The sequence below is a fragment of the Enorma phocaeensis genome (assembly GCF_016901575.1).
Taxonomy (GTDB): Bacteria; Actinomycetota; Coriobacteriia; order Coriobacteriales; family Coriobacteriaceae; genus Limicola; species Limicola phocaeensis_A.
On sequence record NZ_JACJKQ010000007.1, the window covers coordinates 1 to 22,568 of the forward strand.

Annotated in this window: 20 protein-coding genes; 2 read left to right on the forward strand and 18 right to left on the reverse strand. The window is 67.8% G+C overall.

Translation table 11 applies throughout. The features are described 5' to 3' along the window. Window positions 1-72 precede the first annotated feature (72 nt). Window positions 73-678 carry an MFS transporter gene (locus tag H6A15_RS05595; RefSeq protein ID WP_204672772.1) on the reverse strand — a complete coding sequence of 202 codons (606 nt, stop codon included), beginning with the start codon at window positions 676-678 and terminating at the stop codon, window positions 73-75. 227 nt (window positions 679-905) lie between these two features. Here H6A15_RS05595 and H6A15_RS05600 point away from each other — a divergent pair, with 227 nt between their 5' ends. Then, window positions 906-1,391 (forward strand): hypothetical protein, encoded by a 486-nt coding sequence (locus H6A15_RS05600; RefSeq protein WP_204672773.1) that lies wholly within the window; start codon window positions 906-908, stop codon window positions 1,389-1,391. Window positions 1,392-1,407: 16 nt separating this feature from the next. Here the strand turns inward: H6A15_RS05600 and H6A15_RS05605 are convergent, their stop codons facing one another. The 6 genes from H6A15_RS05605 to H6A15_RS05630 all read right to left on the reverse strand — a co-directional run bounded on the left by H6A15_RS05605 (window position 1,408) and on the right by H6A15_RS05630 (window position 11,138). Further along, window positions 1,408-1,710, reverse strand: coding sequence for a hypothetical protein (locus tag H6A15_RS05605; RefSeq protein WP_204672774.1), 303 nt, complete (start codon window positions 1,708-1,710; stop codon window positions 1,408-1,410). A gap of 219 nt (window positions 1,711-1,929) precedes the next feature. Then, window positions 1,930-4,701 carry a selenium-dependent xanthine dehydrogenase gene (gene xdh, locus H6A15_RS05610; RefSeq protein WP_204672775.1) on the reverse strand — a complete coding sequence of 924 codons (2,772 nt, stop codon included), beginning with the start codon at window positions 4,699-4,701 and terminating at the stop codon, window positions 1,930-1,932. A gap of 18 nt (window positions 4,702-4,719) precedes the next feature. Further along, window positions 4,720-4,929, reverse strand: a complete 210-nt coding sequence (locus H6A15_RS05615; RefSeq protein ID WP_239462388.1) for a 4Fe-4S binding protein — start codon at window positions 4,927-4,929, stop codon at window positions 4,720-4,722. A gap of 153 nt (window positions 4,930-5,082) precedes the next feature. After that, entirely contained in the window at window positions 5,083-8,082 is a 3,000-nt protein-coding gene (gene ygfK, locus H6A15_RS05620; protein WP_204672777.1) for a putative selenate reductase subunit YgfK, read from the reverse strand. Window positions 8,083-8,286: 204 nt separating this feature from the next. After that, window positions 8,287-9,639, reverse strand: coding sequence for a putative aminohydrolase SsnA (gene ssnA, locus H6A15_RS05625; RefSeq protein WP_204672778.1), 1,353 nt, complete (start codon window positions 9,637-9,639; stop codon window positions 8,287-8,289). Window positions 9,640-9,644: 5 nt separating this feature from the next. After that, window positions 9,645-11,138, reverse strand: coding sequence for a uracil-xanthine permease family protein (locus H6A15_RS05630; protein WP_204672779.1), 1,494 nt, complete (start codon window positions 11,136-11,138; stop codon window positions 9,645-9,647). Window positions 11,139-11,455: 317 nt separating this feature from the next. Here H6A15_RS05630 and H6A15_RS05635 point away from each other — a divergent pair, with 317 nt between their 5' ends. Then, window positions 11,456-12,133 carry a helix-turn-helix transcriptional regulator gene (locus H6A15_RS05635; RefSeq protein WP_239462389.1) on the forward strand — a complete coding sequence of 226 codons (678 nt, stop codon included), beginning with the start codon at window positions 11,456-11,458 and terminating at the stop codon, window positions 12,131-12,133. Window positions 12,134-12,261: 128 nt separating this feature from the next. Here H6A15_RS05635 and H6A15_RS05640 read toward each other — a convergent pair whose 3' ends face one another. From H6A15_RS05640 to H6A15_RS05690, 11 genes are all read right to left on the reverse strand, one after another. Then, window positions 12,262-12,642: a RidA family protein gene (locus H6A15_RS05640; protein WP_204672780.1), complete on the reverse strand. Its 381-nt coding sequence runs from the start codon at window positions 12,640-12,642 to the stop codon at window positions 12,262-12,264. A gap of 74 nt (window positions 12,643-12,716) precedes the next feature. After that, window positions 12,717-13,787: a selenide, water dikinase SelD gene (gene selD / locus H6A15_RS05645; protein WP_204672781.1), complete on the reverse strand. Its 1,071-nt coding sequence runs from the start codon at window positions 13,785-13,787 to the stop codon at window positions 12,717-12,719. Window positions 13,788-13,809: 22 nt separating this feature from the next. Next, the gene (locus H6A15_RS05650) at window positions 13,810-14,073 is read right to left on the reverse strand and encodes a DUF3343 domain-containing protein (RefSeq protein WP_239462390.1); all 264 of its coding nucleotides are present in this window, start codon (window positions 14,071-14,073) and stop codon (window positions 13,810-13,812) included. Further along, a complete protein-coding gene (locus H6A15_RS05655; RefSeq protein WP_204672782.1) occupies window positions 14,073-15,215 on the reverse strand; it encodes an aminotransferase class V-fold PLP-dependent enzyme in 1,143 nt (380 codons plus the stop codon). The genes H6A15_RS05650 and H6A15_RS05655 overlap by 1 nt, the downstream gene beginning before the upstream one ends. Window positions 15,216-15,226: 11 nt before the next feature. Continuing rightward, the gene (gene yedF, locus H6A15_RS05660) at window positions 15,227-15,862 is read right to left on the reverse strand and encodes a sulfurtransferase-like selenium metabolism protein YedF (protein ID WP_239462391.1); all 636 of its coding nucleotides are present in this window, start codon (window positions 15,860-15,862) and stop codon (window positions 15,227-15,229) included. 130 nt (window positions 15,863-15,992) lie between these two features. Further along, window positions 15,993-16,859 (reverse strand): formate/nitrite transporter family protein, encoded by an 867-nt coding sequence (locus tag H6A15_RS05665; protein ID WP_204672783.1) that lies wholly within the window; start codon window positions 16,857-16,859, stop codon window positions 15,993-15,995. 148 nt (window positions 16,860-17,007) lie between these two features. Next, window positions 17,008-18,078 carry a sulfate/molybdate ABC transporter ATP-binding protein gene (locus tag H6A15_RS05670; RefSeq protein WP_204672784.1) on the reverse strand — a complete coding sequence of 357 codons (1,071 nt, stop codon included), beginning with the start codon at window positions 18,076-18,078 and terminating at the stop codon, window positions 17,008-17,010. Beyond that, entirely contained in the window at window positions 18,078-19,700 is a 1,623-nt protein-coding gene (modB, locus tag H6A15_RS05675) for a molybdate ABC transporter permease subunit (RefSeq protein ID WP_239462392.1), read from the reverse strand. The genes H6A15_RS05670 and modB overlap by 1 nt, the downstream gene beginning before the upstream one ends. Before the next feature lie 12 nt (window positions 19,701-19,712). Then, window positions 19,713-20,588: a molybdate ABC transporter substrate-binding protein gene (gene modA, locus H6A15_RS05680; protein WP_204672785.1), complete on the reverse strand. Its 876-nt coding sequence runs from the start codon at window positions 20,586-20,588 to the stop codon at window positions 19,713-19,715. Between the two features lie 231 nt (window positions 20,589-20,819). Continuing rightward, window positions 20,820-21,293: a MogA/MoaB family molybdenum cofactor biosynthesis protein gene (locus H6A15_RS05685; RefSeq protein WP_204672786.1), complete on the reverse strand. Its 474-nt coding sequence runs from the start codon at window positions 21,291-21,293 to the stop codon at window positions 20,820-20,822. A gap of 9 nt (window positions 21,294-21,302) precedes the next feature. Then, window positions 21,303-22,562, reverse strand: a complete 1,260-nt coding sequence (locus H6A15_RS05690) for a molybdopterin molybdotransferase MoeA (protein ID WP_204672787.1) — start codon at window positions 22,560-22,562, stop codon at window positions 21,303-21,305. Window positions 22,563-22,568: the final 6 nt, after the last annotated feature.

Genomic DNA, 22,568 nt, shown 5'->3' on the forward strand with positions numbered 1-22,568 from the left:
TCCAATATGCTTCTTGTCTCGACAACTCGAATCATACCGGGGCGGGCCGTGCCCTCCTTTCTTGCCTGGACGCTATTCCGCTGTCAAAGTGCGCAAGAAATTGTACGTTACCTCCGGCCCCGGCTGCGGAAGCGAGCGGTCGCGCCAAAGCGGCAGCGAGAGGGTGAGCGCCACGGCGATGAGGACCTGGATGCCTCCGAGCACCAAAAAGCCCGTCGACCACGTGGCGCCCGACAGGCATTGCGCCATGACGATGGGCCCCGTGCTCGCCCCGACGCCCCACATGCAATGGAGCCAGCTCATGTGCTGCGACTCGTAGTGCACGGCGACATACGAGTTCAAGGCCGCATCGACCGCCCCGGCGCCGAGACCGTAGGGGACGGCGAGCACGCAGAGCTGCCAAAACTCCTTCGCCAGGGAGAACCCCACGAGGGCCGCCGCGGTCAAGACCACGCTGAGCACGGTGACCCTGCCCGTACCCAGGCGCTCCACCACGCGCACTGACATGAAGCTCGAGAATATGGTCCCCAGCGAGATGATCATGGTGACGGCGCCCACCCAGGAAATCCCCGCATGGAGGTCTCCCGCCATGACGGGCCATGCCGACCCGATGGCCGAATCGGGCAGGCCGAGGCTGATGAACGCGAGATAGATGATGGGGAGCAACCCGACAGGCATGGACGACGGACCTCCTGGCAGACCAAGGCGGCACCGCTGGGAGGCGGCGCGCCCTCGACGTACTCGACGACCCGCATATGATAGCAACATGTCCGCACGCCCCGCACGAAGACTGCCAGAGCGGTCCCAAGGGAGGGTCGCAGGCTCGCGTCGCGGGTATAATGGACAGCATTGCTTTGGGAGCATGATGCCAACCTGGAAGAACCTCGCTCCACTGGGGAGGACTTATGAAAAAGACCGCCTTCATTGCGAACTTCATCGCCTGGGCAGCCGTCGCCATCGGCACGACGGCCTTTCTTGCCTGGTACCACGCGACGGATGCCGAACAGCTCTCCGCGTCCTCGGACGCCTCGACCATGGCGCAGCTCGGCGCGATACTCGCCGCCCCCGTCCTGCTCTATGCGATGGGGGCGGTGCTCGGGCTGCTCTTCGTCTTCTTCAAGAAGATCGAGATGGGCCGCACCTCGCGCCTCGTGCTGCGCTGCGCTTCGATCCTCGCGCTCGCGTTCGTACTGCTTGCCGGCGTGCCCATCGTCGCGCCGTCGCTCGCCGACGCCTTCGCCGTTCCGCTCGTGGTGGTGATCTACGTGTCCCGGACAGCGCCCATCCTCATCATGATGTTCGGCTTCTTCTATGCGCTCGGCATGGCGCCAGCAGACCGCACGAAGCGCGGCGCCTTCGCGAAATACCTGCCAGACGACCACTTCGAGTAGGACGCGCAAGAAGACGTCAGCCCCGTTTCTCGCCGGGACGCCGGATGCGCTCGAACTCCTCCCCGCCGCCCATGCGAAACAGGCGCACCGCGACGGCGGCGAAGACGATCACGCCCACGACGCCGATCGCGACGCCGCCCCCTTGGACCACCATGGTGATGCCGGTGTAGACGGCGCAGAACATGAGAAAGACCGATCCCACATAGCATAGCGCCCGCTTGAGGACGCGGGGGATTCCCGCGGGCTTGGCCGCCTTCGGCGCCGAGGCGCCGCCTCGCTCGACCGCCTTTGAACCGTTGTGCCGCTTCTTCGGCGCCATGGAGCCACTCCTTCAGATCTTTGTCGTCGTCTACGCCTCATTCATGATACCCATAGCCTCCGCCCGAGACAAAGGCGCCCGAGAACGGCCGTGCCCGGCATCGGGGCGGGGCCGCGCGCATCCTGTCGCGCATCGACAAAGGCGGCGCACCCCGCACAGGGCGAGGTGCGCCGCCTGGCTTGCCGCAGGTCGCTGCGCGCTGCAGGAGATGCCCGAAGGCTATGACTCCCGATGCGCCCGACGCGTATAGTAGGTGTCGTCGAGCGGCAGCTTCGTGCGGAAGGTCCCGTCGAAGGCATAGTAGGCCCCGGCGACGGCGGGCGCGGTGGGAATCGTCGCGATCTCGCCGATGCCCTTGGCGCCGTAGGCGACGGGCAGGAGCTCGTCCTTCTCGACGTAGATGGCATGGATGTCCGGGATGTCGGGCGCGCGGAACAGCCCCAGCGTGCCGTACTTCACCTGCGGGACGCCGTCGACGCACGGGAAGTCCTCGGTGAGGGCATAGCCCATGCCCATGAGCACGCCGCCCTCGATCTGGCCCTGGATGGAGATGGGGTTCACCACGCGGCCCGAGTCATGCGCCGCGTAGACCTCCGACACCCTCCCCTCGTCGTCGAGGATCGCCACATGCGTGGCGAAGCCGTAGCACACATGGCTCTTGGGGTTGGGGACCTCCGCGCCCAGCTTGTCGGTCGGCTCGAAGTAGACGTAGCGGAACTCGCAGCCCTCGAGCGCCTCGAGCGCCGCCACGGGATCCTTCGCACGTGCGTCGTCGATCCATCCGGGATTGGCCGTTCCGTCAGCATAGGTCGAGGTCACGCCGTCGCCTTCGGCACACACGGGAGCCGAGGGAGCGGCCTCGCCGCGCTCGATGGCGCACATCGCGTCGCGCATGAGGCGTGCCGCGCCGCGCACCGACTCGCCCGTGATGACCGTCTGGCGCGACCCCGAGGTGGTTCCGGAGTCCGGGGCGTTCTCGGTAGAGCACTCGCCGTTCTGGATGCGGCTGAGCGGGAGCCCGGTCGCCTCCGCCACGTCCTGCAGAAACACCGTGTTGCAGCCCTGGCCGATATCGGACGTCGCCGAATAGACCACGGCAACCCCGTTCTCCACCCGGATGTTGCACCGGCCCTTGTCAGGCAGGCCTACGCCCACGCCGGCGTTCTTCATGGCGCATGCGATGCCCGCATGGCCGGGATGGGCGTCGAAGGCGTCCTTTACGGCCTCGAGCGTCTCCTTGAGCGCGGTGGAGCAGTCGGCGATCTGGCCGTTGGGAAGCACCTTGCCCGGCTCGATGGCGTTGCGATAGCGAATCTCCCAGGGCGAGATGCCCACCTCGTCGGCGAGCAGGTCGATGAGCAGCTCGAGCGCGAACTCGCTCTGGCATACGCCGAACCCGCGGAACGCGCCCGCCGGCGGATTGTTGGTGTACCAGCCGTAGCCGCGTATATCGGTGTTCTGGTAGCAGTACGGGCCCACCGAGTGCGTGCACGCGCGCTCGAGCACCGGTCCGCACAGGCTCGCGTAGGCGCCGGTGTCGAAGTTGATCTCGCAGTCCATGCCGGTGAAGATGCCGTTCTCGTCGCAGGCGAGCGTGAACGTGCCCTCCATGGCGTGGCGCTTGGGATGGAAGTTGATGGACTCCTGGCGGGTGAGCCGGCACTTGACCGGACGCCCCACCTTATAGGCTGCGAGCGCGGCGAGGTGCTGCACCGAGACGTCCTCCTTGCCGCCGAAGCCGCCGCCCACGAGCATGGTCTCGACCACGACGCGCTCGGGCGTGTCGTCCCACCCGAACATGTGGGCGCATTCCTTGCGCGTGTCGTAGGCACCCTGGTCTGTGGAGCAGATCTTCACGCCATCCTTATACGGAAAGGCGACGGCGCACTCGGGCTCCAGGAAGGCGTGCTCGGTCGCGGGGGTCGTAAAGGTCCGCGTCACGACGTGCGCGGCGTTGGCGATGGCCGTCGCGGCGTCTCCTCGCACCACGTGGCGGCTCTGGCAGACGTTGCTGTCAAGCTTCACGCGGTTGCCGAAGGCGAGGAAGCCTTCATGGATGAGCGGCGCGCCCTCACGTCGGGCCTCCTCGATGGAGCGGACGGGCTCGAGCTCCTCATAGGTGATCTTGACGAGCTTCTTTGCCTTCTCGAGGGTCGCGGCGTCCTCTGCCACCACGAGGGCGATGGCGTCGCCCATGCAGCGCGTGATGTCGCCCTCGGCGATCATGACGTCCCAGTCGTAGATGAGGTGCCCCACCTCGTTGACAGGCACGTCGGCGGCGGTGAGCACCGCGAGCACGCCCGGGAGCGCCTCGGCGCGCGTGGCGTCGATCGAGACCACGCGGGCGCGCGGATACTTCGAACGCACCGCGCTCGCATAGGCGAGGTCGGGAAAATCGGTCTCGTCGATGTCGTCGGGATACTTGCCGAAGCCGAGGACCTTGCGGCGGACGTCGACGCGAAACGCGCGCTCCCCCACGCCGTAGTCGTCGCCGCGCTCCAGGTCGGGGTCGATCGCGGCGTCGCCGCGCAGGATCGCCGCGGCGAGCGAGATGCCCTCGATGATCTTCTTGTAGCCGGTGCAGCGGCACACGTTGCCGCGGATGGCCTCTTTGATCTGGTCTTCGGTGGGGTCGCTCACATGATGGACGAGGCCCGCGCCCGCCATGACCATGCCGGGGATGCAGAAGCCGCACTGCACCGCTCCCACGGCGCCGAAGGCGTAGACGAACGCCTCCTGCTCGCGCTCGGGAAGCCCCTCGACCGTCACGATGTCGCGCCCTGCGGCAAGCTCGGTGGTGAGCACGCATGCCTTCACGGCGTGGTCGTCGACGAGGATGGTGCAGGTGCCGCACGCGCCCTCGGAGCATCCGTCCTTGGCGGAATGGATATGCAGGTCGTCGCGCAGATACCGCAGAAGCGGCTTCTTCTCGGTGGTCGAACGCTCCTGTCCGTTCACCGTAAAGGTATAGGTCGCACGTTCCTTTGCCACGGCTCTCCCTCCTTTCTTTCAGCTCTTGGCGAAGATTCCGAGCGTGTCATGAATGACATGCTTGGGACACTTGGTGGCGCACATCCCGCAGGAAATGCACCGCGAATAATCGATCGTCGCCTGCTTGTCGATCACATGCATCGCCCCGCACGGGCAGGCGCGCTCGCACATGCGGCAGCCGATGCAGCCCTCGGGGGCGACCCAAATCTGGTGGCTCTGGTCGCTCATGGTCAATCTCATCTCCGAAAAGCGTCTCGATCCGACGTCGCTCGCCTCGCCCGCAGAGTCTCCGCGGACGAGGACGCGCCGGCGCCGGCAGAAGACGCCGGCGCCGGCGATGCCGGGCCGCGAGGACGCAGTCGCGGCCCGGCAAGAAGGCACCTATCCGATCAGCAGGTAGCCATAGCCGTCGCGCACGGCCTTGATGGTCTTGCGCACCAGCTCGGGCAGGCCGCAGGAGGCGTCGTCCACGTCCACGACGCGGATCTCGCCGCCCAGGCGCACCGAGAACGTGCCGTCAGCAAGCTGCATGAAACCGTCGTTCTCGGAGTTGAGCATGTCATCGCCCGGCCAGAAGAGGGTGAGCTTGTCCTTGTAGGGACGGCCCGTCTCATAGGGGCAGAACACGGCGCAGTTGCCGCACTCGTTGCACATGCCGTCGACGTGGACCACCTGGCGCTTGGCCTCGCCCGGAACCTCGATGGCGACGTTGGCGCGGTTGGGGCACACGTCGCAGCACACCTCGCAAACGGCGGCGCAGCCCAAACAGCGGGTCTTGTCGCAGCTCGCGGAGTCGCAGCACAGGTCGCCCTTCTTGGCGATGGAGGCGGCGACGTCGAGCTGCTCGTTGGCGTCGGCGTAGTGGTTGAAGTCGACGTTCGCGATGGCGCGCGCGACCTCGGCGGCGTCTGCGATGGCCTCGACGACCGTCGCGGGGCCGCGGCGGCAGTCGCCCGCGGCCCACACGCCCTCGACGCCGCAGGCAACGCCGGCAGGACGGCCGCGGCGGTCGACCTCGACGCCCGCGCCCTCGTACAGGGACGCGTCGATGCGCTCGCCCACCGCGCAGATCACGGTGGTGGCGGGCACGGTCACGGTCTCGCCCGTCGGCTCGGGCGCGCGGCGGCCGGAGGCGTCCGGCTCGCCGAGCTTCATGACGTTGCAGGTGAGCCGGCCGTCGGCGAGAGACGCCGGGGCGAGCAGCTCCATGAACTCGACGCCGTCGGCGAGCGCGAGGTCCAGCTCCTCCTCGTCGGCAGGCATCTGGGCCTTCGTGCGGCGGTACACCAGGCGCACGTTCTCGACGCCGGCGACGCGCTTGGCCACGCGCGCGGCGTCCATAGCCGTGTTGCCCGCGCCGATGACCACGACATCGGTGCCGAGCGAGAGCGTGTCGGGGGCCTTCTTGGCAGCCTCGAGGAACTCGAGGACGTCCATCTCGTCACCCTCCGCCAAGCCGGCCGAGCCGGGCAGCCAGGCGCCGGTCGCCACGACGACGTCGGTGAAGCCCTCCGCCTTGAGCGCATCGACGGACTCGACGCGGGCGTTCAGCTTGACCTCGACGCCGAAGGCGCGGCAGAGCTCGACGTCGGCATCGATGTCGGAGCTCGCGATGCGGAACTCGGGAATCACATGGCGCACGATGCCGCCGAGCGCGTCTTTGGCCTCGAAGATGGTGACGGGCACGCCGGCACGCGAGAGGAAGAACGCCGCGGCGAGGCCGGCAGGGCCGCCGCCCACGACGGCGACCTTCTTGTCAGAGGCCCACTTGCCTGCCTGGGCCTGCAGCTTGGGCAGCACGGCCGAGAACGCCTCGTGCGCGGCGCGCAGCTTGCTGGCGCGAATCTGGGCGCCCTCGGGCTCGTAGAATGCGCGCTCGCAGCTCTTGCCGCAGGGGTGCGGGCAGATGGTGCCCGTGATGTGCGGCAGGGCGTTGCGCTCGATGATGATGGAGAAGGCGTCCTCGAAGCGCCCCTCCTCCACCGCGGCGAGGTAGGCGGGGATGTCCTGGGAGATGGGGCAGCCGGTGCGGCACGGCGCGGTGAAGCAGTCCATGAGCGGGACGCCGCCGGGAACCTTGGCAGAGGGAAGCTTGCGCAGCGGGTTGCGGTACAGCGGGCTCGCCAGCGAGTCGGCCTGGATCGCCGCGACCGCATCGAGCGACACGCCGGAGAAGGGCTTGCCGTCAAGATCGCCAAAGAGGCCGGCGATCTGGCTCATGCGCTCGTAGCCGCCGGGCTTGAGCACGTCGGTCGCCATGGTGATCGGCCAGATGCCCGCATCGTAGAGCGAACGGATGTTGAACACCGTCGCGCCGCCGGAATACGAGATGCGCAGGCGCCCGTCGAACTGCTCGGTGATGCGACGCGCGAGCTCGATGGTGAGCGAGAACAGCGTGCGGCCGCTCATATACATCTCGGTGCTCGGCAGCTCGCCGCGGGTCACGTCGACCGGGAAGGTGTTGGTGAGCTTCACGCCGAAGTCGAGGCCGCGCTCGGCGGTGAGCTTGATCAGGCGCTCGAACATCGGCACGGCGTCTGCCCACTGCAGGTCCTCGAGGAAGTGCTTGTCGTCGAAGGCGATGTAGTCGAATCCGAGCTCGTCCAGGCGCGCGCGGGCAAAGTCATAGCCCAGAAGCGTCGGATTGCACTTGATGTAGGTGTTGAGGTTCTTCTCGGTGATGAGATAGGTCGCGATCCGCTCGATCTCGTCGGGCGGGCAGCCGTGGAGGGTGGACTCGGTGATGGAGTTCGAGACGCGGGCGGGGATGGCGTCGACGAAGGCGGCGTCGACATGCTCGAAGCGGTCGAGGTTCGCTAAGGCCCATGCGCGGCACTCGGCCCACACCTCGGAGCCGCTCGCGTCCTTCATGCCCTCGATGTAGGCGTCGACCTTGGGGCTCTTGATGCCCTCGAGGTCATAGCCCACGCTCATGTTGAACACGAAGCCGTCCGGCGCGCCCAGGCCGTACTCGCGGGCGATGAGGTGGCAGGCAAACCATGCCTTGACGTACTCGGCGAAGGCCTGGGGCACGGTGAGCTCGGTGGACCACTCGCAGTTGTAGCATTCGTCCGCCGCGGTGATGCAGGGCTTGTTCACGCAGGCGGAGAGCTCCTCGCCGTCCATGATCTGCACGGTCTTGAGCTCGAAGAAGCGCGAGCCCGCCACATAGGCGGCGATGATGTTTTGGGCGAGCTGCGTGTTGGGACCGGCGGCGGGACCGAAGGGCGTCTCGATCTTCTCGTCGAAGATGGGGAGCGCGCCCTCCTTGTTGGCGGTCACCATCTTGCGCACGCCGAAGACGGAGCCCTGGGTCTCATGCTCGGTCAGCACCCAGTCCATCAGGTTCGAAAACGGGATGGGCCTCATGATGTCGCTCATACTGATCTCCTCTGTGCCATGCGGGTTCACTCATCCCGCATGCGTTGCGCCCGCGATGCGCCCACGGGCGAGTACCGATTGCAAGCGAGGCCGCCGGCCGGGGCGCTGCCGGCGATGCAGCGCCCCGGTCGCGGTTGCGCGGCCCCGCGTGATGCCGTGTCGTGCAGGCCCGGTCACCGCCGGTGCCGCACAGGGCGCCCCCGCCTAGTAGACGCGCTCGTTGAGCGTGCCCCAGAGCTTCTTGGACTGCTCGAGGGTCCAGGCGTTGATGCGCTCCTCGTCGAAGGCCACGAACTCGCGGTCCTTGTAGAGGACCTTGCCGTTCACGATGGTGGTGCGGCAGTTCTTGCCCATCATGCCGAAGAGCATGTGGCCGTCGATGTTCTCGTCCGAGAAGGGCGTGAAGGCCGGGTAGTCCATCACGATGACGTCGGCCGCCGCGCCAGGCGCCAGCACGCCGACCGTGCGCCCGAAGTACTCGCTCGCCATGGCGGGGTTGTTCTTGAAGAGCATGTCCATGTCCTCGACCCAGCCCACGTTGGGCATCGCGGCGTTATGGCGCTGGATGATGAGGAAGACCTTGAGGCTCTCGAGCATGTCGTGCGTGTAGGCGTCGGTGCCCAGGTGCACGGGGATGCCGCGACGGTAGAACTCGAGCACCGGCGCGCAGCCCACGGCGTTGCCCATGTTGGACTCGGGGTTGTTGACGATGTGGGTGCCGGTCTCCTTGATGATGTCCATCTCGGCGGGCGTCACGTGAATGCAGTGGCCGAGCATGGTCTTGGGGCCGAGCAGCCCGTGCTGCAGCAGGCGCTCGACCGGCGAGATGCCGCCACGGTTCTGTCGGGAGTCCCAGACGTCGTTCATGCCCTCGCAGACGTGGATGTGGAAGCCCGTGAGGCCGTCGTTCGCCTCGGCCATCTTGTCCATCGTCTCGTCGGAGAGCGTGAAGGTGGCGTGCCCGCCGAACATCGCGGCGATCATGGAGTTGCCCTCGGCCTGGGCCTTTGCCGCCCAGCGGGCGAACTCGGCGTTCTCGGCGATTCCCTGGTCGCGCTTCTCCTCGCCGCGGCGGTCGGAGGTCTCGTAGCACAGGCACGCGCGGATGCCCGTCTCCTCGCAGACGTCCTTGATGGCGAAGAGCGACCCCGGGATCTCGCAGAAGCTGGCGTGGTGGTCGAAGATCGTGGTCACGCCGTCGCGCAGGCTGTCGAGCACCGTGGCGTAGGCGCTCGCGCGGGTGCCGTCGAGCGTGAGGTTGTCGTCGATCTTCCACCACTGCTGCTCGAGGTTCTCGAGGAAGTTGGTGGGGTTGCAGCCCTTGATGGAGAGGCCGCGGGCAAGACCGGAGTAAATGTGGGTGTGGCAGTTCACCAGACCCGGCATGATGACGCCGCCGTGGGCGTCGACGTAGTCCGCATCGGGATAGGCCGCCTTGATCTCCTGCTCGTCTCCGACGGCGACGATCGAGTCGCCGTCGATGGCCACCGCGCCGGCGCTCAGATAGGGGTTCTCGGCATCGCGGGTGATGACCGGTCCGTTGCCAACAATCAACATGACGCTCACTCCTTCCCCACTGCCTCTGACGCAATGGGCTCGTCGGGGCTTACAACGACGCCATGGGCATCCACGCCGATGGCGGGAACGTTCTTGGGCGGTTCGCCCGCGCCGACCGCCTCCTCGATGCCGATGGCCATGTCTTCGGCCTTCTTCTCGTCGACGGAGAGCTGGATGGTGGGCTCCTCCTTGGGGAGGATCAGGTTCAGCAGGATCGCCATGAGGGTGGCGACGACGAGCGCCGAGGAGCCAAACACGGTTCCGACCCAGTCGGGCATGCCGGTGCCGGCGAGGCAGCCCGCGACCTGCTCGATGCCGAGGCCGAGCGCCACGGAGGTGCCGGCGATGGTGGAGTTGCGCGGGGTGAGGCCGCCCTGGGTGATGAGGCGCACGCCGTTCATGGCGATGGTCGCGAACACGGACACGGTGGCGCCGCCGATGACCGGCTGCGGGATGGCCACGAGCACGGCGGAAAGCTTGGGGACCATGCCGGCGACCACGAACAGCACGCCAGCGAAGGCGATGACGTAGCGGTTGATGACCTTGTTGGTGAGCACGATGCCCACGTTCTGGCCGAACGTCGAGGAGGGCATGCCGCCGATGAAGGCGCCCACGATGGCCATGACGCCCACCGAGAAGATGCCGCCCGAGAGCTCCTTGTTGTTAGGGTCGCGATCCATGGCGCCCACCGTGGTGGAGGTGAGCTCGCCGATGACCTGGACGCAGTTCACGATGAAGACGATGGCGATCGTGGCGCATGCCGCGGGCACGAACTCGATCTGGAAGGGCATGATCTGCGGGAAGGCGACGATGCCGGCCGAATCGACCGACGAAAGGTCGAGCATCCCGAAGGGGATGGACACGAGCACGCCGACGATGATGCCGAACAGCAGCGACCCCAGCTTGAAGATGCCCTTGCCGAAGTTGTTGAGCGCAAACACCACCGCGAAGGTGACGATGGCCACGATCCATGCCGCCGGGGTGCCGAAGATCTCGGTGCCCTGGCCTCCCGCCATGTAACGGATGGCGGTGGGATACAGCGACACGCCGATGGTGAAGATCACCGTGCCGGTGACGATGGTTGGGAACAGCTTGCGGATGGGCTTCAGGAACACGGCGAAGACGAGCGCGACCACGCCGCCGATGATCTCGGCGCCGAGAATCGCCCCGTAGCCAAACTGCACGCCGACCGACTGCAGGGCGGGCACGTAGGCGAAGCTCGTGCCCATGACGATGGGCAGCGCAGAGCCCAGGCGCCCGACGATCGGGAACGCCTGCAGGATGGTGATGATGCCCGAGAGCACGAGCGCCGCCTGGATGAGGGTCGTCTCCTGAGCGTCAGTCATGCCGCAGGCGCTCGCCACGATCAAGGCGGGCGTCACGACGCCGACGATGGCCGCGACGACGTGCTGCAGGCCGAGCGGCACGATCGATCCGATGGATGGCCGCGCGTTCCACTGGAACAGCGCCTCCGATTCTTGTTGTTGCGTCTTTTCCACGGGGCATCCTCTCTCTTTGACCGCGGCATGGCACAGCCCCGGCACTCCAGTTAGGTCAATTGTAAGAAAGGTTTTTCACCGATTCAATAATAAATTATTATTCGCCGTATCAAACAACGCGCTGACCTGCAGGTTTATCAGAGGTGGTAGAAATGGCTCGGTGAACGGCAGATTCGCCTGCCGTTCAGCGGCAATAAGAAACCGTTCGCGGAAACCGGCCAAACCGGTCGGCTATACTCGTAGGGCGCACGTGAGGACAATTCCTTATTATCATTGTGTCAATATCACGCATCGCCCATCGATCGGAGGAGAGGACGTTGAACAGCGAGGTCGCCAAGTATTTGCCCATGGTCGATTTCCTTGAGACCGTGCTCGGCTCCAACAACGAGATCGTTCTGCACGACTTCAGCGATCTGGAGCACTCGGTGGTCGACATCCGCAACGGGCACGTCTCGGGCCGCCACACCGGGGCGCCTGCGACCGACTTCGTCCTGAAGGTGCTCAACGACGACGAGCTCGCCGGCGGCGACCACACCACCAGCTATCTCTCGCACAGCGTGGCCGGAAAGCCCCTGCGCTCGGTGTCGTACTTCATTCGCGACGGGGGCAAGATCGTAGGCATGCTCTGCATCAACACCGACACCTCCCTCATCGATGAGCTCCAGTATCTCACCGCGCAGATCGGCTCGGTCTACCACTCGCTCACCAAGGGGCCCATCCTGGACGCCGAGAGCGGGCCGGCGGGCATCGAGCATTTCTCGACCTCGACCGACGACCTCGTCAGACGCAGCGTGAGCGCGATCGAGGCCGCGACGGGCAAGGCGATCGAGGAGTTTTCGGCAGACGACCGCCTGGAGGCCGTGCGCCAGATGAACGCGGACGGGGTGTTTTTGCTCAAGGGCGCCGTCGCCCAGGTCGCCGAGGCCATGGGGATCTCGGAGCCGAGCGTCTACCGCTACCTGCAAAAGGCGCGTCGCGAGTCGCAGGGGTCCTGAGGCGCCGCACGCGGCGAAGGGCGCGTCGACCGTCTTGCACGCAAAAGGCGCCCCGCACATCGTATGCGGAGCGCCTTCGACAGAAAGGATGCAAGGGGCGCGGGCATGGCCCGCCGCGCGACGTGCCGCTATGCGCGGACGGCGATGACCTCGATCTCGACGAGGCCGCCCATGGGGATGTCCTTCACCGCGAAGCAGCTGCGCGCGGGATACGGCTCGGTGAAGCAGGAGGCATAGACCTCGTTCACCGCGGCGAAGTCGGCGATGTCGGCCAGCAGCACGGTGGTCTTGACGACGTCGGCATACGTGAGGCCCTGGCTCTCGAGCAGCGCGCCCACGTTGGCGAGCGACTGCTTTGCCTGCTCGACGACGCCCTCGGCGAGCTTGCCCGTCTCGGGGTTGAGGCCGAGCTGGCCAGACAGGAACACCATGTCGCCCGTCGCGATGCCGGCGGAATAGGGGCCAACGGCCTTGGGAGCGTTCTCGGAAGTCACAACGGTCTTGCTCATGGTTGCTCTGCCTTTCTCGTATACGCTGGCGAGTGGACGCCACAATAGAACATCTTAACTATAATAAATTTTTATTATCCGTCAAGGCCAGGCCCGCCGGCAGACGCGAGAACGCGCACATGGGCGCCGCCGCGATACTCCCCCACCTCGCCGACGCGCTGCACCGCGGGCACCTTGCCCTCGAGCCCTGCCACAAGCGCCGGGGCGTCGGTGGCCGCAACCGAGAACAGCAGCCCGCCCGAGGTCTGGGGGTCGAACAGGGCGTCTGCCACCGCGAGCGGGACCGCGGGGTCGAAGTCGACCTCCGCCTCCGCGAAGCGCCGGTTGCGATAGACGCCTGCCGGGAGGATGCCCATGGCGGCAAAGTCGAGGGCGCCGGGCAAAAAGCGGAAGGCGTCCGCATGGAGCGTGACGCAGGTGCCGGAACCCTGGGCGAGCTCCAGGCAATGGCCCAGGACCGCAAAGCCGGTGATGTCGGTGCAGGCATGGACCTCAAAGCCGCGCGCAACCTCGGCGGCGGCGCGGTTCAAGGTGCACATGAGCCCCTCGACCTCGCGGCGGGCGGCATCGTCGGCAAGGCCCCCCTTGAGCGCGGTGGTCATGATGCCGATGCCCACCGGCTTCGTGTAGACCAAGACGTCGCCCGGACGCGCCGCATCGTTGCGCAGCAGGCGCGCAGGGTCGATGACGCCCGTCACCGACAAGCCGTACTTGGGCTCGGGGTCGTAGATACTGTGCCCGCCCGCCACGACGGCGCCCGCCTCGGCGACCTTCGTCGCGCCGCCGCGCAAGATCTCGCGCACGGCGTCTTTGGGCATGTCCTCGGGCACCGCCATGATGTTGAGCGCGGTGATGGGCCGCCCTCCCATGGCGTAGATGTCCGACAGGGCGTTTGCCGCGGCGATCTGCCCAAAGGTGAACGGGTCGTCGGCGATGGGCGGAAAGAAGTCGAGCGTCTGCACGATCGCGAGGTCGTCGGCGAGCCGGTAGACCGCCGCGTCGTCGGCATGGTCGAAGCCCACGAGCAGATTGGGGTCGCGCATGTCGGGGAAGCCTTCGAAGAGCTGGGCGAGCTCCCCCGCCCCAACCTTGGCGCCGCAGCCCGCGCAGTCGGCGAGCTTCGTGAGCTTGACTTGGGTCTCCATGATGATCGGCGTCCTTTCCTAGTCACAGGGCAAGGGTGTAGATGCCCTCGGGGACGAGGCTTCCCTCGACTGCCGCCATGAACGCCTCGCGCGGACCGGCGCCCTCGGGCATCGCCCACGCCAGGCCGCACTCCGCCGTGATCTCGACGGGGAGCGGGATGATGCGTCCCGGCACGCCCGCCTCGCCGCACAGGCGCTCCGCCTCCATGGCATCGAAGGTGCTTCGAAACGAGACGACGGCGCGCTCGCGGCGCGGGCGCGGCGGCAGCATGGCCTCCCCAGGCATCAGGCCACCTCCCGGGCAATGGCGTCGAGCGCCTCGAGCGCCGCATCGACATCCGCCGCGGTGGTATACCAGCCGAAGGAGAACCTGACGGCGCCGCGGTCGAGGGTGCCGAGCGCGGCGTGCATGCGGGGCGCGCAGTGGAGTCCCGCCCGCGTGGCGACGCCATGCTCATAGGCGAGACGGTCGGCAACCGCCGAAGAGTCGAGGCCGGCGAGATTGAGCGCGACCACGCCGGTGTGGGGGTGCCCGTCATGCTCGCCATAGACGATCGCCGGCAGCCCGCGAAGGCCGTCCAGAAAACGCCTGCGCAGCCCCTCCTCATGCTCCGCGACGCGCTCGACCCCGAGCGCCAGCAGGTAGTCCAGGGCCGCGGAGAGGCCCGCGAGGCCCTGCGCGTTCATGGTGCCCGCCTCCAGGTGCTCGGGATAGCTCTCGGGCTGGAAGGGCTCGGCGCTTTTGACCCCCGTGCCGCCATGCACGAGCGGGGCGAGCTCCACCTGCGGAGATACGACGAGGCCGCCGGTTCCCTGCGGCCCCATGAGCGCCTTGTGGCCCGTGAAGCACAGGACGTCCGCCCCGATGGCACCCATATCAACCGGCAGGCAGCCAAGCGACTGCGAGGCGTCGAGTATGAACAGCGCCCCGTGGCTATGGGCGGCGCGCGCAAGGGCCGCCGCATCCGTCACCGCCCCGGTAAGGTTCGAGGCGTGGGTCGCGACGACGGCACGCGTGCCGGGACGGAAGAGGCCGTCGAGCTCCTCCATGCGAAGGCGTCCCGACGCGTCCGCCGGCAGGTGGTCGAGCTCGATCGCGCCGCGCCGAGACAGCTCGTTGAGCGGACGCAGGACCGAGTTGTGCTCGAAGTCGGTCGTGATCACATGGTCGCCCGGTCGCAGCAGCCCGAAGATGGCGGTGTTGAGCGCCATCGTCGCATTGAGCGTGAAGGCCACCCGCTCGGGATGGTCGAAGCCGATGAGGCGCGCCAGGCGCGAACGTGTTCCGGCGACCGCGCGGGCGGCGGCGAGGTCGTCGGCCGAGGCCCCGCGCGACGAGCTTCCCGCCCCCGCCATGGCCTCGATGACGGCGCGGGCGACCTCGGGCGGCTTCTGGATGGTCGTGGCGGCGTTGTTCAGATAGATCATGGCCGCGCCGCCTAGAGCGTCACCTTGCGATCGGACCCCAGCAGGATCTCGGAGATGGCGTAGAGGTTGGTGACCCCACCCACGGCAAGCTCGTCGCGCAGCCCATGGAAGTCAAGGCAGGTGCCGCAGGTCAAGATTTCGCAGCCGCGGCGCTCGAGCTCGCGGATGTCATCGAGCATGGGCGAGCCCTCGCAGGTGAGCGGTGCGCCGCCGTTGTAGAAGACCATGCGGCTCGGCGGGTTTTCCGCCTGCGACATGGCGTAGACCAGACCCTTGATAAGGATGCCTCCGAGCTCCTCCGAGCCCTGCCCAAAGGAGGCAGACCCGACGAGCACGGTGGTCGCCGCCGGTGCCGGCTCGGGCACGGGGCATGCGATGCCGGCCTCGGCGAGCGCCGCCTCGTCGCCGGCGGGATTCTGGGCGGCCTCGGCAGCCACGCCGGAGATCTCGACGGCCCAGCCGCCGTCGACCGCATCGACCGAGACCGAGCCCGCCTTGCTTGCCGCCAGGCGCTTCAGGTTCTCGACCGCGACGGCATTGTCCACGAGCACCCGAACCGCGCCGGCGGCCTCGGGGCGCTGCAGGGCCTGCATGGCAAGGATGACGGGCTTGGGGCATGTCATGCCAAAGGCATCGATGTCGATCATGGTTGGTCCTTTCTGACGTGCGGGCGGTGCATGGCGACGCCCCGCAGGCTTTCTTCTTGATGATAATAAATTATCAGCGCAAAAGGCCCACAGGGCGCAAGCGGCAGCAATCAGACGGCAAGCGGCGAGGCTACGCCTCGGAAGGCGCCTTGTCGTCGCGATGATAGACGAACCAATACCCGAGGGCGACGACGAGGGCGCCGCCCACGATGTTGCCGATCGTCGAAGCGCTCAGATTGACGAGGATGCCCGCGGCGTCGAGCGCCACGGCGCCGGCGACCTCCGCACCAAAACCCTGCGACGCCATGAGCGCGCCCATGGGCAAGAAGTACATGTTGGCGACGCAGTGCTCGAAGCCGCAGGCAACAAACGCCGTGATCGGCAGGAGGATCCCCACGACCTTGTCGACGACGGACTTGCCGGCAAAGCCGATCCACACCGCCAGGCACACGAAGACGTTGCACAGGATGCCGCGGAAGAAGATCTGGGACCACGTGAGCGCGACCTTGCCCGCCGCGACCGAGACCATCGACGTCGCGACCGCCTCGCCGTTCAACGTGAAGATGCCTGCAACATAGACGAGCGCGACCACCGCGAGGGCGCCCACGAAGTTGCCCAGCCACACGATGGCCCAGCTGCGCAGGAGCTCCCCCAGGGAGATGCGGCCGGACCGCAGGGCGCACACCATGAGCGAGTTGCCGGTAAAGAGCTCGGCGCCGCACAGCAGCACGAGCACGAGGCCCAGACAGAAGCACAGCCCTCCCACCACACGCTGGGCGCCCCAGCTCAGCGAGGCATCGGAGAGGAACACGGTGAAGAAGAGCCCTCCAAACGCGATGAAGGCGCCGGCGAACATGGCGAGCACGAACGCCTTGCCGAGAGGCAGGCGCGCCTTCGTCACGCCCGCAGCCTCGACCTTCGCCTCGATCTCCGCGGGGGCGAGGCACGCCGGCGAGGGAATGTCGGCCTTCGTCGGCACCTGGTCCTGTGAAGTCATGGGGTCTCCCGTCCTTACGTCATCGTGGCGCCATGCAGCGGGCGCCGGTCATACAACATGCCGCCGTCCAGCATACCGCGCCTTGCCGCGGCGTGGGAGCATGAGTTTCATATATGGGAGCGCGCTCGACCCGCAATCCCTGCCCGCCTTAGCGGCATACGAGATGGATGCGGCTCGCATCGAAATGCATGCGCAGCACGTCGCCCGCACGAGGCAGCGCGTCGGGGTCCGCGTCCACCAGGTTCACGCGCCACTGCAGGCGGCTGGGAGCGTCCGGGCGCGGCGGGTCGAGCAGCACCAACCGCTCGAAGCGCGAGTCGCTCACGCGGGCGACGACCAGGTCGTAGGTGTTCCTGCCGGGCTCCGTGCGGTTGTCGCGATGGAAGTAGGACGCGCGCACGCCCAGATAGGCGACGTCGTCGGGCACGGGGGCGCCCACGTCGAAGACCATGCCCCACTCCGTCGCCTCGACGCTCGTGGGACCGACCTTGCGGGCGCGCGAGGTGTTCTTGCAGCCGGTCAGGCGCAGCGTGGCGAGCGTCTGCGGACGCCTCATGAGCTCGGCGGGGGTGCCCACCTCCTCGACGCGGCCGTCGTGCATGACCACGATGCGCTCGCACAGGCGGCACGCCTCGTCGATGTCGTGGCTCACGTAGAGCACCGTCGAAGGGACCACCTCGAAAAGGTCGAGCATGTTTTGCTCGAGCGCGCTCTTGAGATAGGAATCGAGCGCCGAGAACGGCTCGTCGAACATGTAGATGCCCGGTCGCGCGGCGATCATGCGCGCCAGGGCGACGCGCTGCTGCTGCCCGCCCGATAAGCGCGTGGGATAGCGGTCGGCGAAGCCCGCCATGCCAAAGATCGCGAGGTAGCGGCGGGCAAGGTCGCGTCGGGTCGCCGCCGGGACCTTGGCATCCATGCCCGCGCAGACGTTGTCGGCGACCGTGAGGTTGGGAAAGAGCTGGTAGTTCTGGAAGAGCAGCGCCGTCTTGCGCTCCTGCGGGCTCAGGTTGACGCCCTCGCGGGAGTCGAAGAAGACGATGCCGTTCACCACGATGCGGCCCTCGTCAGGGGTCTCCACGCCGGCGATGCAGCGCAGGGTGCAGCTCTTGCCGCAGCCCGAGGCGCCCAGCAGCGCCACGCGCTCCTCCCCCGCCTCAAGCTGGATGTCGAGCGAGAAGCCCGGGTAGGCCTTCTTGATATCAAGGGAAAGCGACATCAGCGGCCCCCTTTCGAAGACCCGTCGCCCGCGCTGCCGCCCGAGCCGGCGCCCGCGTCTCCCAGAAGCAGCTCGCGCAGCGCCTCGCGGTCGATGACCAGGGCGTCGCCGCCCTGCTCTTCGAGCCCGTCGCCAGAAGGCGCGCCCTCCCCCGGCGCGCCATCCGCGCCCCTGCGGCGCGTGCCCGCCGCCAGCTGCTTGCGCTCGGCGCGGGTGAGGCCGCGATGGCGGTAGGCCTGGGAATGCCCCGTATACAGGTTGATGAACAGAATCACCAGGAAGCTGAAGACGATGACCACGACGACCCAGAACAGCGCGACGGCGCTCGAGCCGCCCATCCATTGGAAGTAGATCGCGATGGGGATGGTCTGGGTGACGCCGGCATAGTTGCCCGCGAAGAAGAGCGTGCAGCCGAACTCGCCCATGGCGCGGGCGAAGGCGAGCACCGTTCCCGCCGCGATGGATGGCCAGGCGAGCGGAAGCATGAGGGTGCGGAAGATGCGGGTCTCCGACCAGCCCAGCGTGCGCGCCGCATCGAGCATGGCCGGGTCGAGCGCCTCGAAGGCGCCGAGGGCCGTGCGATACATGAGCGGGAAGGACACCACGATGGCGGACACCACCGCCGCGGGCCAGGTAAACACGATGTCGATGCCGTGGGCGATGAGCCAGCGGCCGATCGAGGTGGATTGCCCGAAGAACAGCATGAGTAGAAAGCCGCAGACCGTGGGCGGCAGCACCATGGGAATGGTGAAGATGGAGTCCAGCACGCCCTTGAGGCGGCTCGAGGTCCCCATCGTCTTCCATGCGGCGACAAGGCCGAGCACGAAGGTGAAGACGAGCGCGATGACCGAGGTCTTGAGCGAGACCCAGAACGGCCGGTAGTCGATGCCGCCGAAGAACTCGCGCGCCTGGTCGATCAGGCTGGGCACGGCCTCGCGCGCCACGTCCGACGCCGGCACGAAGGCGGCGTTGTCGCTCCATAGCACGCCGTCGCCCAAATCGATGCCCAGGCTCTCGGCGACGTCGCCCGCGTCCTCCCCCTCGGCAAGGCCGGCCGGCACCACCGAGGTGTAGCGCCCGCCGGCCGCCTCGACGCAGAAGCGGTAGCGGTAGGCCCCGCGATCGACCTCGGGGTCGGTCGTCACGTACCAGGGCTTGTCCTCACCCGAGAGCAGCGCGCCGCCGCGCGAATGCGTCTCGTCGAGCTCCTCGACGAGCGCCCTGAGCGCCTCGACGTCGGAGCCGCTGTCGGGCGAGAACCCCGCGGCGTCCGCCGCGTCGGCATCGATATAGACGAGCACCTCGTCGGGCGTGTTGACCAGCACGAGCGTGCTGCCCTCGGCAAGCGGGATGCGGTAGCCCAGATCCTCGCCACGGGCGGCGCGCGCGGTGCCGGCGTTGTTGCGCACAAACCCGTTCAGGCCGAAGCCCGCCTCGTCATCGACCGCGGAATCCGCCACCGCCTGCTCGCCCCCGGCACCCTCTGCCCAGGCGCGCGGCGGCGCCGCCAGGCAGAACAGCAGGCAGGCGAGCACAACCAGCATGCGCAGCACAAAGGGCGACGCCTGCCGGGCGCCACCCTTGATCGGATAGGTTGTCGAGGTCGCGTCGCGTGGGCTCATGGTCGCAGGCGGCTACTCGGAAAGCTCGAAGCCGTACTGGGACCAGATGGCCAGCGCGTCGGAGTTCTCCATGCAGAAGGTGATGAAGTCCTGCGCGACGTCGGGATTCTCACTCGTAGAGGCGACGGCGCCGGGATAGACGATGGCGCTGTGCGCCTCGGCCGGAACGGTGTAGACGACCTTGAGGCCGTCATAGCGGTAGACGTCGGAGGTGTAGACGAAGCCGATCGAGCACTCGCCCGTGGAGACGTACTGCGCGGCGTTGCCGACGCTCTGGGCGGCGTTCACGCGGTCGGCGATGGAGGCGTCATAGGTGCCGTTCTCGCCGGACTCGTCGCTGTAGAGGCCCACCGAGGCGAGCGACTGGTTGGCATACTTGCCCGCCGGCACCGCGCCCGGCTCGCCGATGGCGATCTGCCCCTCTACGGCGGCGACGTCCTCGAGCGAGTTGATCTGGATATCGGAGTCCGTCGCGGCAACGATCACGAGGTCGTTCACGAACATGTCGACGCGCGTATCGGGGTCGACGAGCTCGCCCTCCTCGGCATCGTCCATGGTGCCGGCGGAAGCGGTGATGAGCACGTCGACCTGGGCGCCCGCGGTCATCTGCTCGACGAGGTCGCCCGAGCCGCGGAACTGCGTGTCGGCGAAGGTGGTGCCGGTCTGCTCGGTATAGAGCGCCTGGACCTCGGGCATGGCCTTCTCGAGCGAGTTGGCGGCAAAGACCTGCAGCTCGACGGCGTCGCCGTCGGTGGAGGCGGCGGGAGCGCTGCCGGCAGAGCCGGCCGGAGCCTGGGCGTCGTTGTTGCAGCCCGCAAGGGCGCCCGCGGCAGCCAACGCGGCGCCCGCCCCAACGAACGTCCTGCGGCTCACCATCTGGTCGGTCATGACCTTCCCCTTTCCTCACCGCTGCGCACGGCGGGTTCGTTATTCTCAGCAAGGATTATACTCACTTGAGAATAATATCGCTAGGACAACGGACGCATTTCTCGACCAAAATCGGCGGCCGCGGCGAATCCGGGCCGCATGTCACACCAGGGGCGAGGCCCCGACACACAGGAGACGCGCCCCGCGCGCACGGGCGGCCGGCGGATGCGGCGCGGCGTCGCGGAGCGGCACCTAGTGGCCGCCGCCCGCCGTCATCATCGCCGCGTGCTCGAGCTGGTCGAAGACGCCCTCCCAGCTCTCGCGGGCCGCCTTCGTGGAGCCGGGGAAGTTCATCACGAGCGTGCCGCCGCGCTGCATGCACACCGCCCGCGAGAGCATGGCGCGGCGGGTCTTGGTCATCGAGTAGGCGCGCATCGCCTCGGCGATGCCGGGGACGTCGCGGTCGCACACCGAGCGCGTCGCCTCGGGGGTGACGTCGCGCAGCGACAGGCCCGTGCCGCCGCAGGTGATGACCACGTCGGCGCGCCGGACGTCTGCGGCGTCCACGATCGCATCGGCGATGGCGGACACATCGTCGGGCACCACCACGTGGCTCGCCACCGTCCACCCCTGGCCGGCGATGAGCCCCTCGAGCACCGAGCCGGCCTCGTCGCGGGCGAGGTCGCGCGTATCCGAGCAGGTGACGATCGAGATGCGAAGTTCCATGGTTACCCCCTAGATGACAGAGCCCTCGGGCAGGTCGATGCGCACGCACGGCGCCTCGTCGCCCTCGTCGTAGCCCACGAGCCCCTCGGGCACCATGAGCAGGCAGTTGGCATGGTGAAGCGTCCCCAGCAGCGCCGAGTTCTGGCTCTTTGCGGAACGGACCACGAGCTCGCCCGCCTCGTCGCGAGACACGCTCGCGCGGTCGTAGAACCGCCGCTCCTGGCGCTTCTCGACCGCATGCAGCACCCGCGCGCGCTGCACCGGGCGCTCAAAGGATGTGTAGCCGAGCATCTTGCGGATGGCGGGGCGGGCCAGCATCTCGAAGCCCACCGACGCCGCGGCGGGATTGCCCGAAAGCCCCAGGAACGGCACGTCGCGGATGAGGCCGAAGGTGATGGCCTTGCCCGGCCTGAGCGAGATGCGGTCAAACAGCACCTCTCCCTCGCGGCGAGCGAGGGCCGTCACATAATCGTAGTCGCCGGCAGAGGCGCCGCCGCTTGTGATCACGAAGTCGCAGGTCTCGACGAGGCCGAGAACCGCGCGCGTGATGGCGGCCTCGTCGTCGGGCGCGATGCCGCCGAAGCGCACCTCCGCGCCCGCCTGGAGCGCTGCTGCGAGGATGGCGGACGAGTTGGCGTCGCGAATCTGGCCGCGCGCGGGCACGGTCGCCGGGTCGACGAGCTCGGTGCCGATGGAGAGCACGCCCACCACGGGCTGCCGGCGCACCCGCACCGAGGAGCACCCGGCAGAGGCGAGCAAACCGGCGCCGGCAGCGGTGAGCACCTCCCCGGCATGCATGACCACCTCGCCGGCATGCGCCTCGAGCCCGGCGGCTCGAACGTTGTCGCCGACGGGGGCGGCCGCGCGGAACGCGACGCGCGAGCCCTCGTTGCCATCGCCCTCGAGCACCTCGACGACCTCGTACTTCACCACGGCGTCGGCGCCGTCGGGCATGGGGGCGCCCGTCATGATGCGCACCGTCTGGCCCGCCTCGACCGTACCCTCGAACACATGCCCGGCGGCCTCGTGGCCTACCACGTCGAGCACCGCCGGGGCGTCGGGACCTGCGGCGGCAAGGTCGGCCGAGCGCAGGGCATAGCCGTCCATGGCGCTGTTTGCAAACGGCGAGAGGTCGATATCGGTCGCGGCGTCCTCGGCGAGCGGCAGGCCCACGGCCCGCCACGCCGGATGCGACACGACGTCAAGCGGCGCCACGTGGTCGAGCACGATCGCGCGCGCCTCCTCGAGCGGAATCATCTTCTCCAACATGCTCCC

Bases quoted from the DNA above. Each gene is read 5' to 3' on its own strand.
- H6A15_RS05670 (WP_204672784.1), bottom strand. From the start codon at position 18,078: ATGTCGCTTTCCCTTGATATCAAGAAGGCCTACCCGGGCTTCTCGCTC.
- modB (WP_239462392.1), bottom strand. From the start codon at position 19,700: ATGAGCCCACGCGACGCGACCTCGACAACCTATCCGATCAAGGGTGGC.
- ssnA (WP_204672778.1), bottom strand. From the start codon at position 9,639: ATGTTGATTGTTGGCAACGGACCGGTCATCACCCGCGATGCCGAGAAC.
- modA (WP_204672785.1), bottom strand. From the start codon at position 20,588: ATGACCGACCAGATGGTGAGCCGCAGGACGTTCGTTGGGGCGGGCGCC.
- selD (WP_204672781.1), bottom strand. From the start codon at position 13,787: ATGGAGACCCAAGTCAAGCTCACGAAGCTCGCCGACTGCGCGGGCTGC.
- H6A15_RS05690 (WP_204672787.1), bottom strand. From the start codon at position 22,562: ATGTTGGAGAAGATGATTCCGCTCGAGGAGGCGCGCGCGATCGTGCTC.
- H6A15_RS05650 (WP_239462390.1), bottom strand. From the start codon at position 14,073: ATGCCTGGGGAGGCCATGCTGCCGCCGCGCCCGCGCCGCGAGCGCGCC.
- H6A15_RS05655 (WP_204672782.1), bottom strand. From the start codon at position 15,215: ATGATCTATCTGAACAACGCCGCCACGACCATCCAGAAGCCGCCCGAG.
- H6A15_RS05600 (WP_204672773.1), top strand. From the start codon at position 906: ATGAAAAAGACCGCCTTCATTGCGAACTTCATCGCCTGGGCAGCCGTC.
- H6A15_RS05615 (WP_239462388.1), bottom strand. From the start codon at position 4,929: ATGAGCGACCAGAGCCACCAGATTTGGGTCGCCCCCGAGGGCTGCATC.
- H6A15_RS05640 (WP_204672780.1), bottom strand. From the start codon at position 12,642: ATGAGCAAGACCGTTGTGACTTCCGAGAACGCTCCCAAGGCCGTTGGC.
- ygfK (WP_204672777.1), bottom strand. From the start codon at position 8,082: ATGAGCGACATCATGAGGCCCATCCCGTTTTCGAACCTGATGGACTGG.
- yedF (WP_239462391.1), bottom strand. From the start codon at position 15,862: ATGATCGACATCGATGCCTTTGGCATGACATGCCCCAAGCCCGTCATC.
- H6A15_RS05605 (WP_204672774.1), bottom strand. From the start codon at position 1,710: ATGGCGCCGAAGAAGCGGCACAACGGTTCAAAGGCGGTCGAGCGAGGC.
- H6A15_RS05595 (WP_204672772.1), bottom strand. From the start codon at position 678: ATGCCTGTCGGGTTGCTCCCCATCATCTATCTCGCGTTCATCAGCCTC.
- H6A15_RS05685 (WP_204672786.1), bottom strand. From the start codon at position 21,293: ATGGAACTTCGCATCTCGATCGTCACCTGCTCGGATACGCGCGACCTC.
- H6A15_RS05665 (WP_204672783.1), bottom strand. From the start codon at position 16,859: ATGACTTCACAGGACCAGGTGCCGACGAAGGCCGACATTCCCTCGCCG.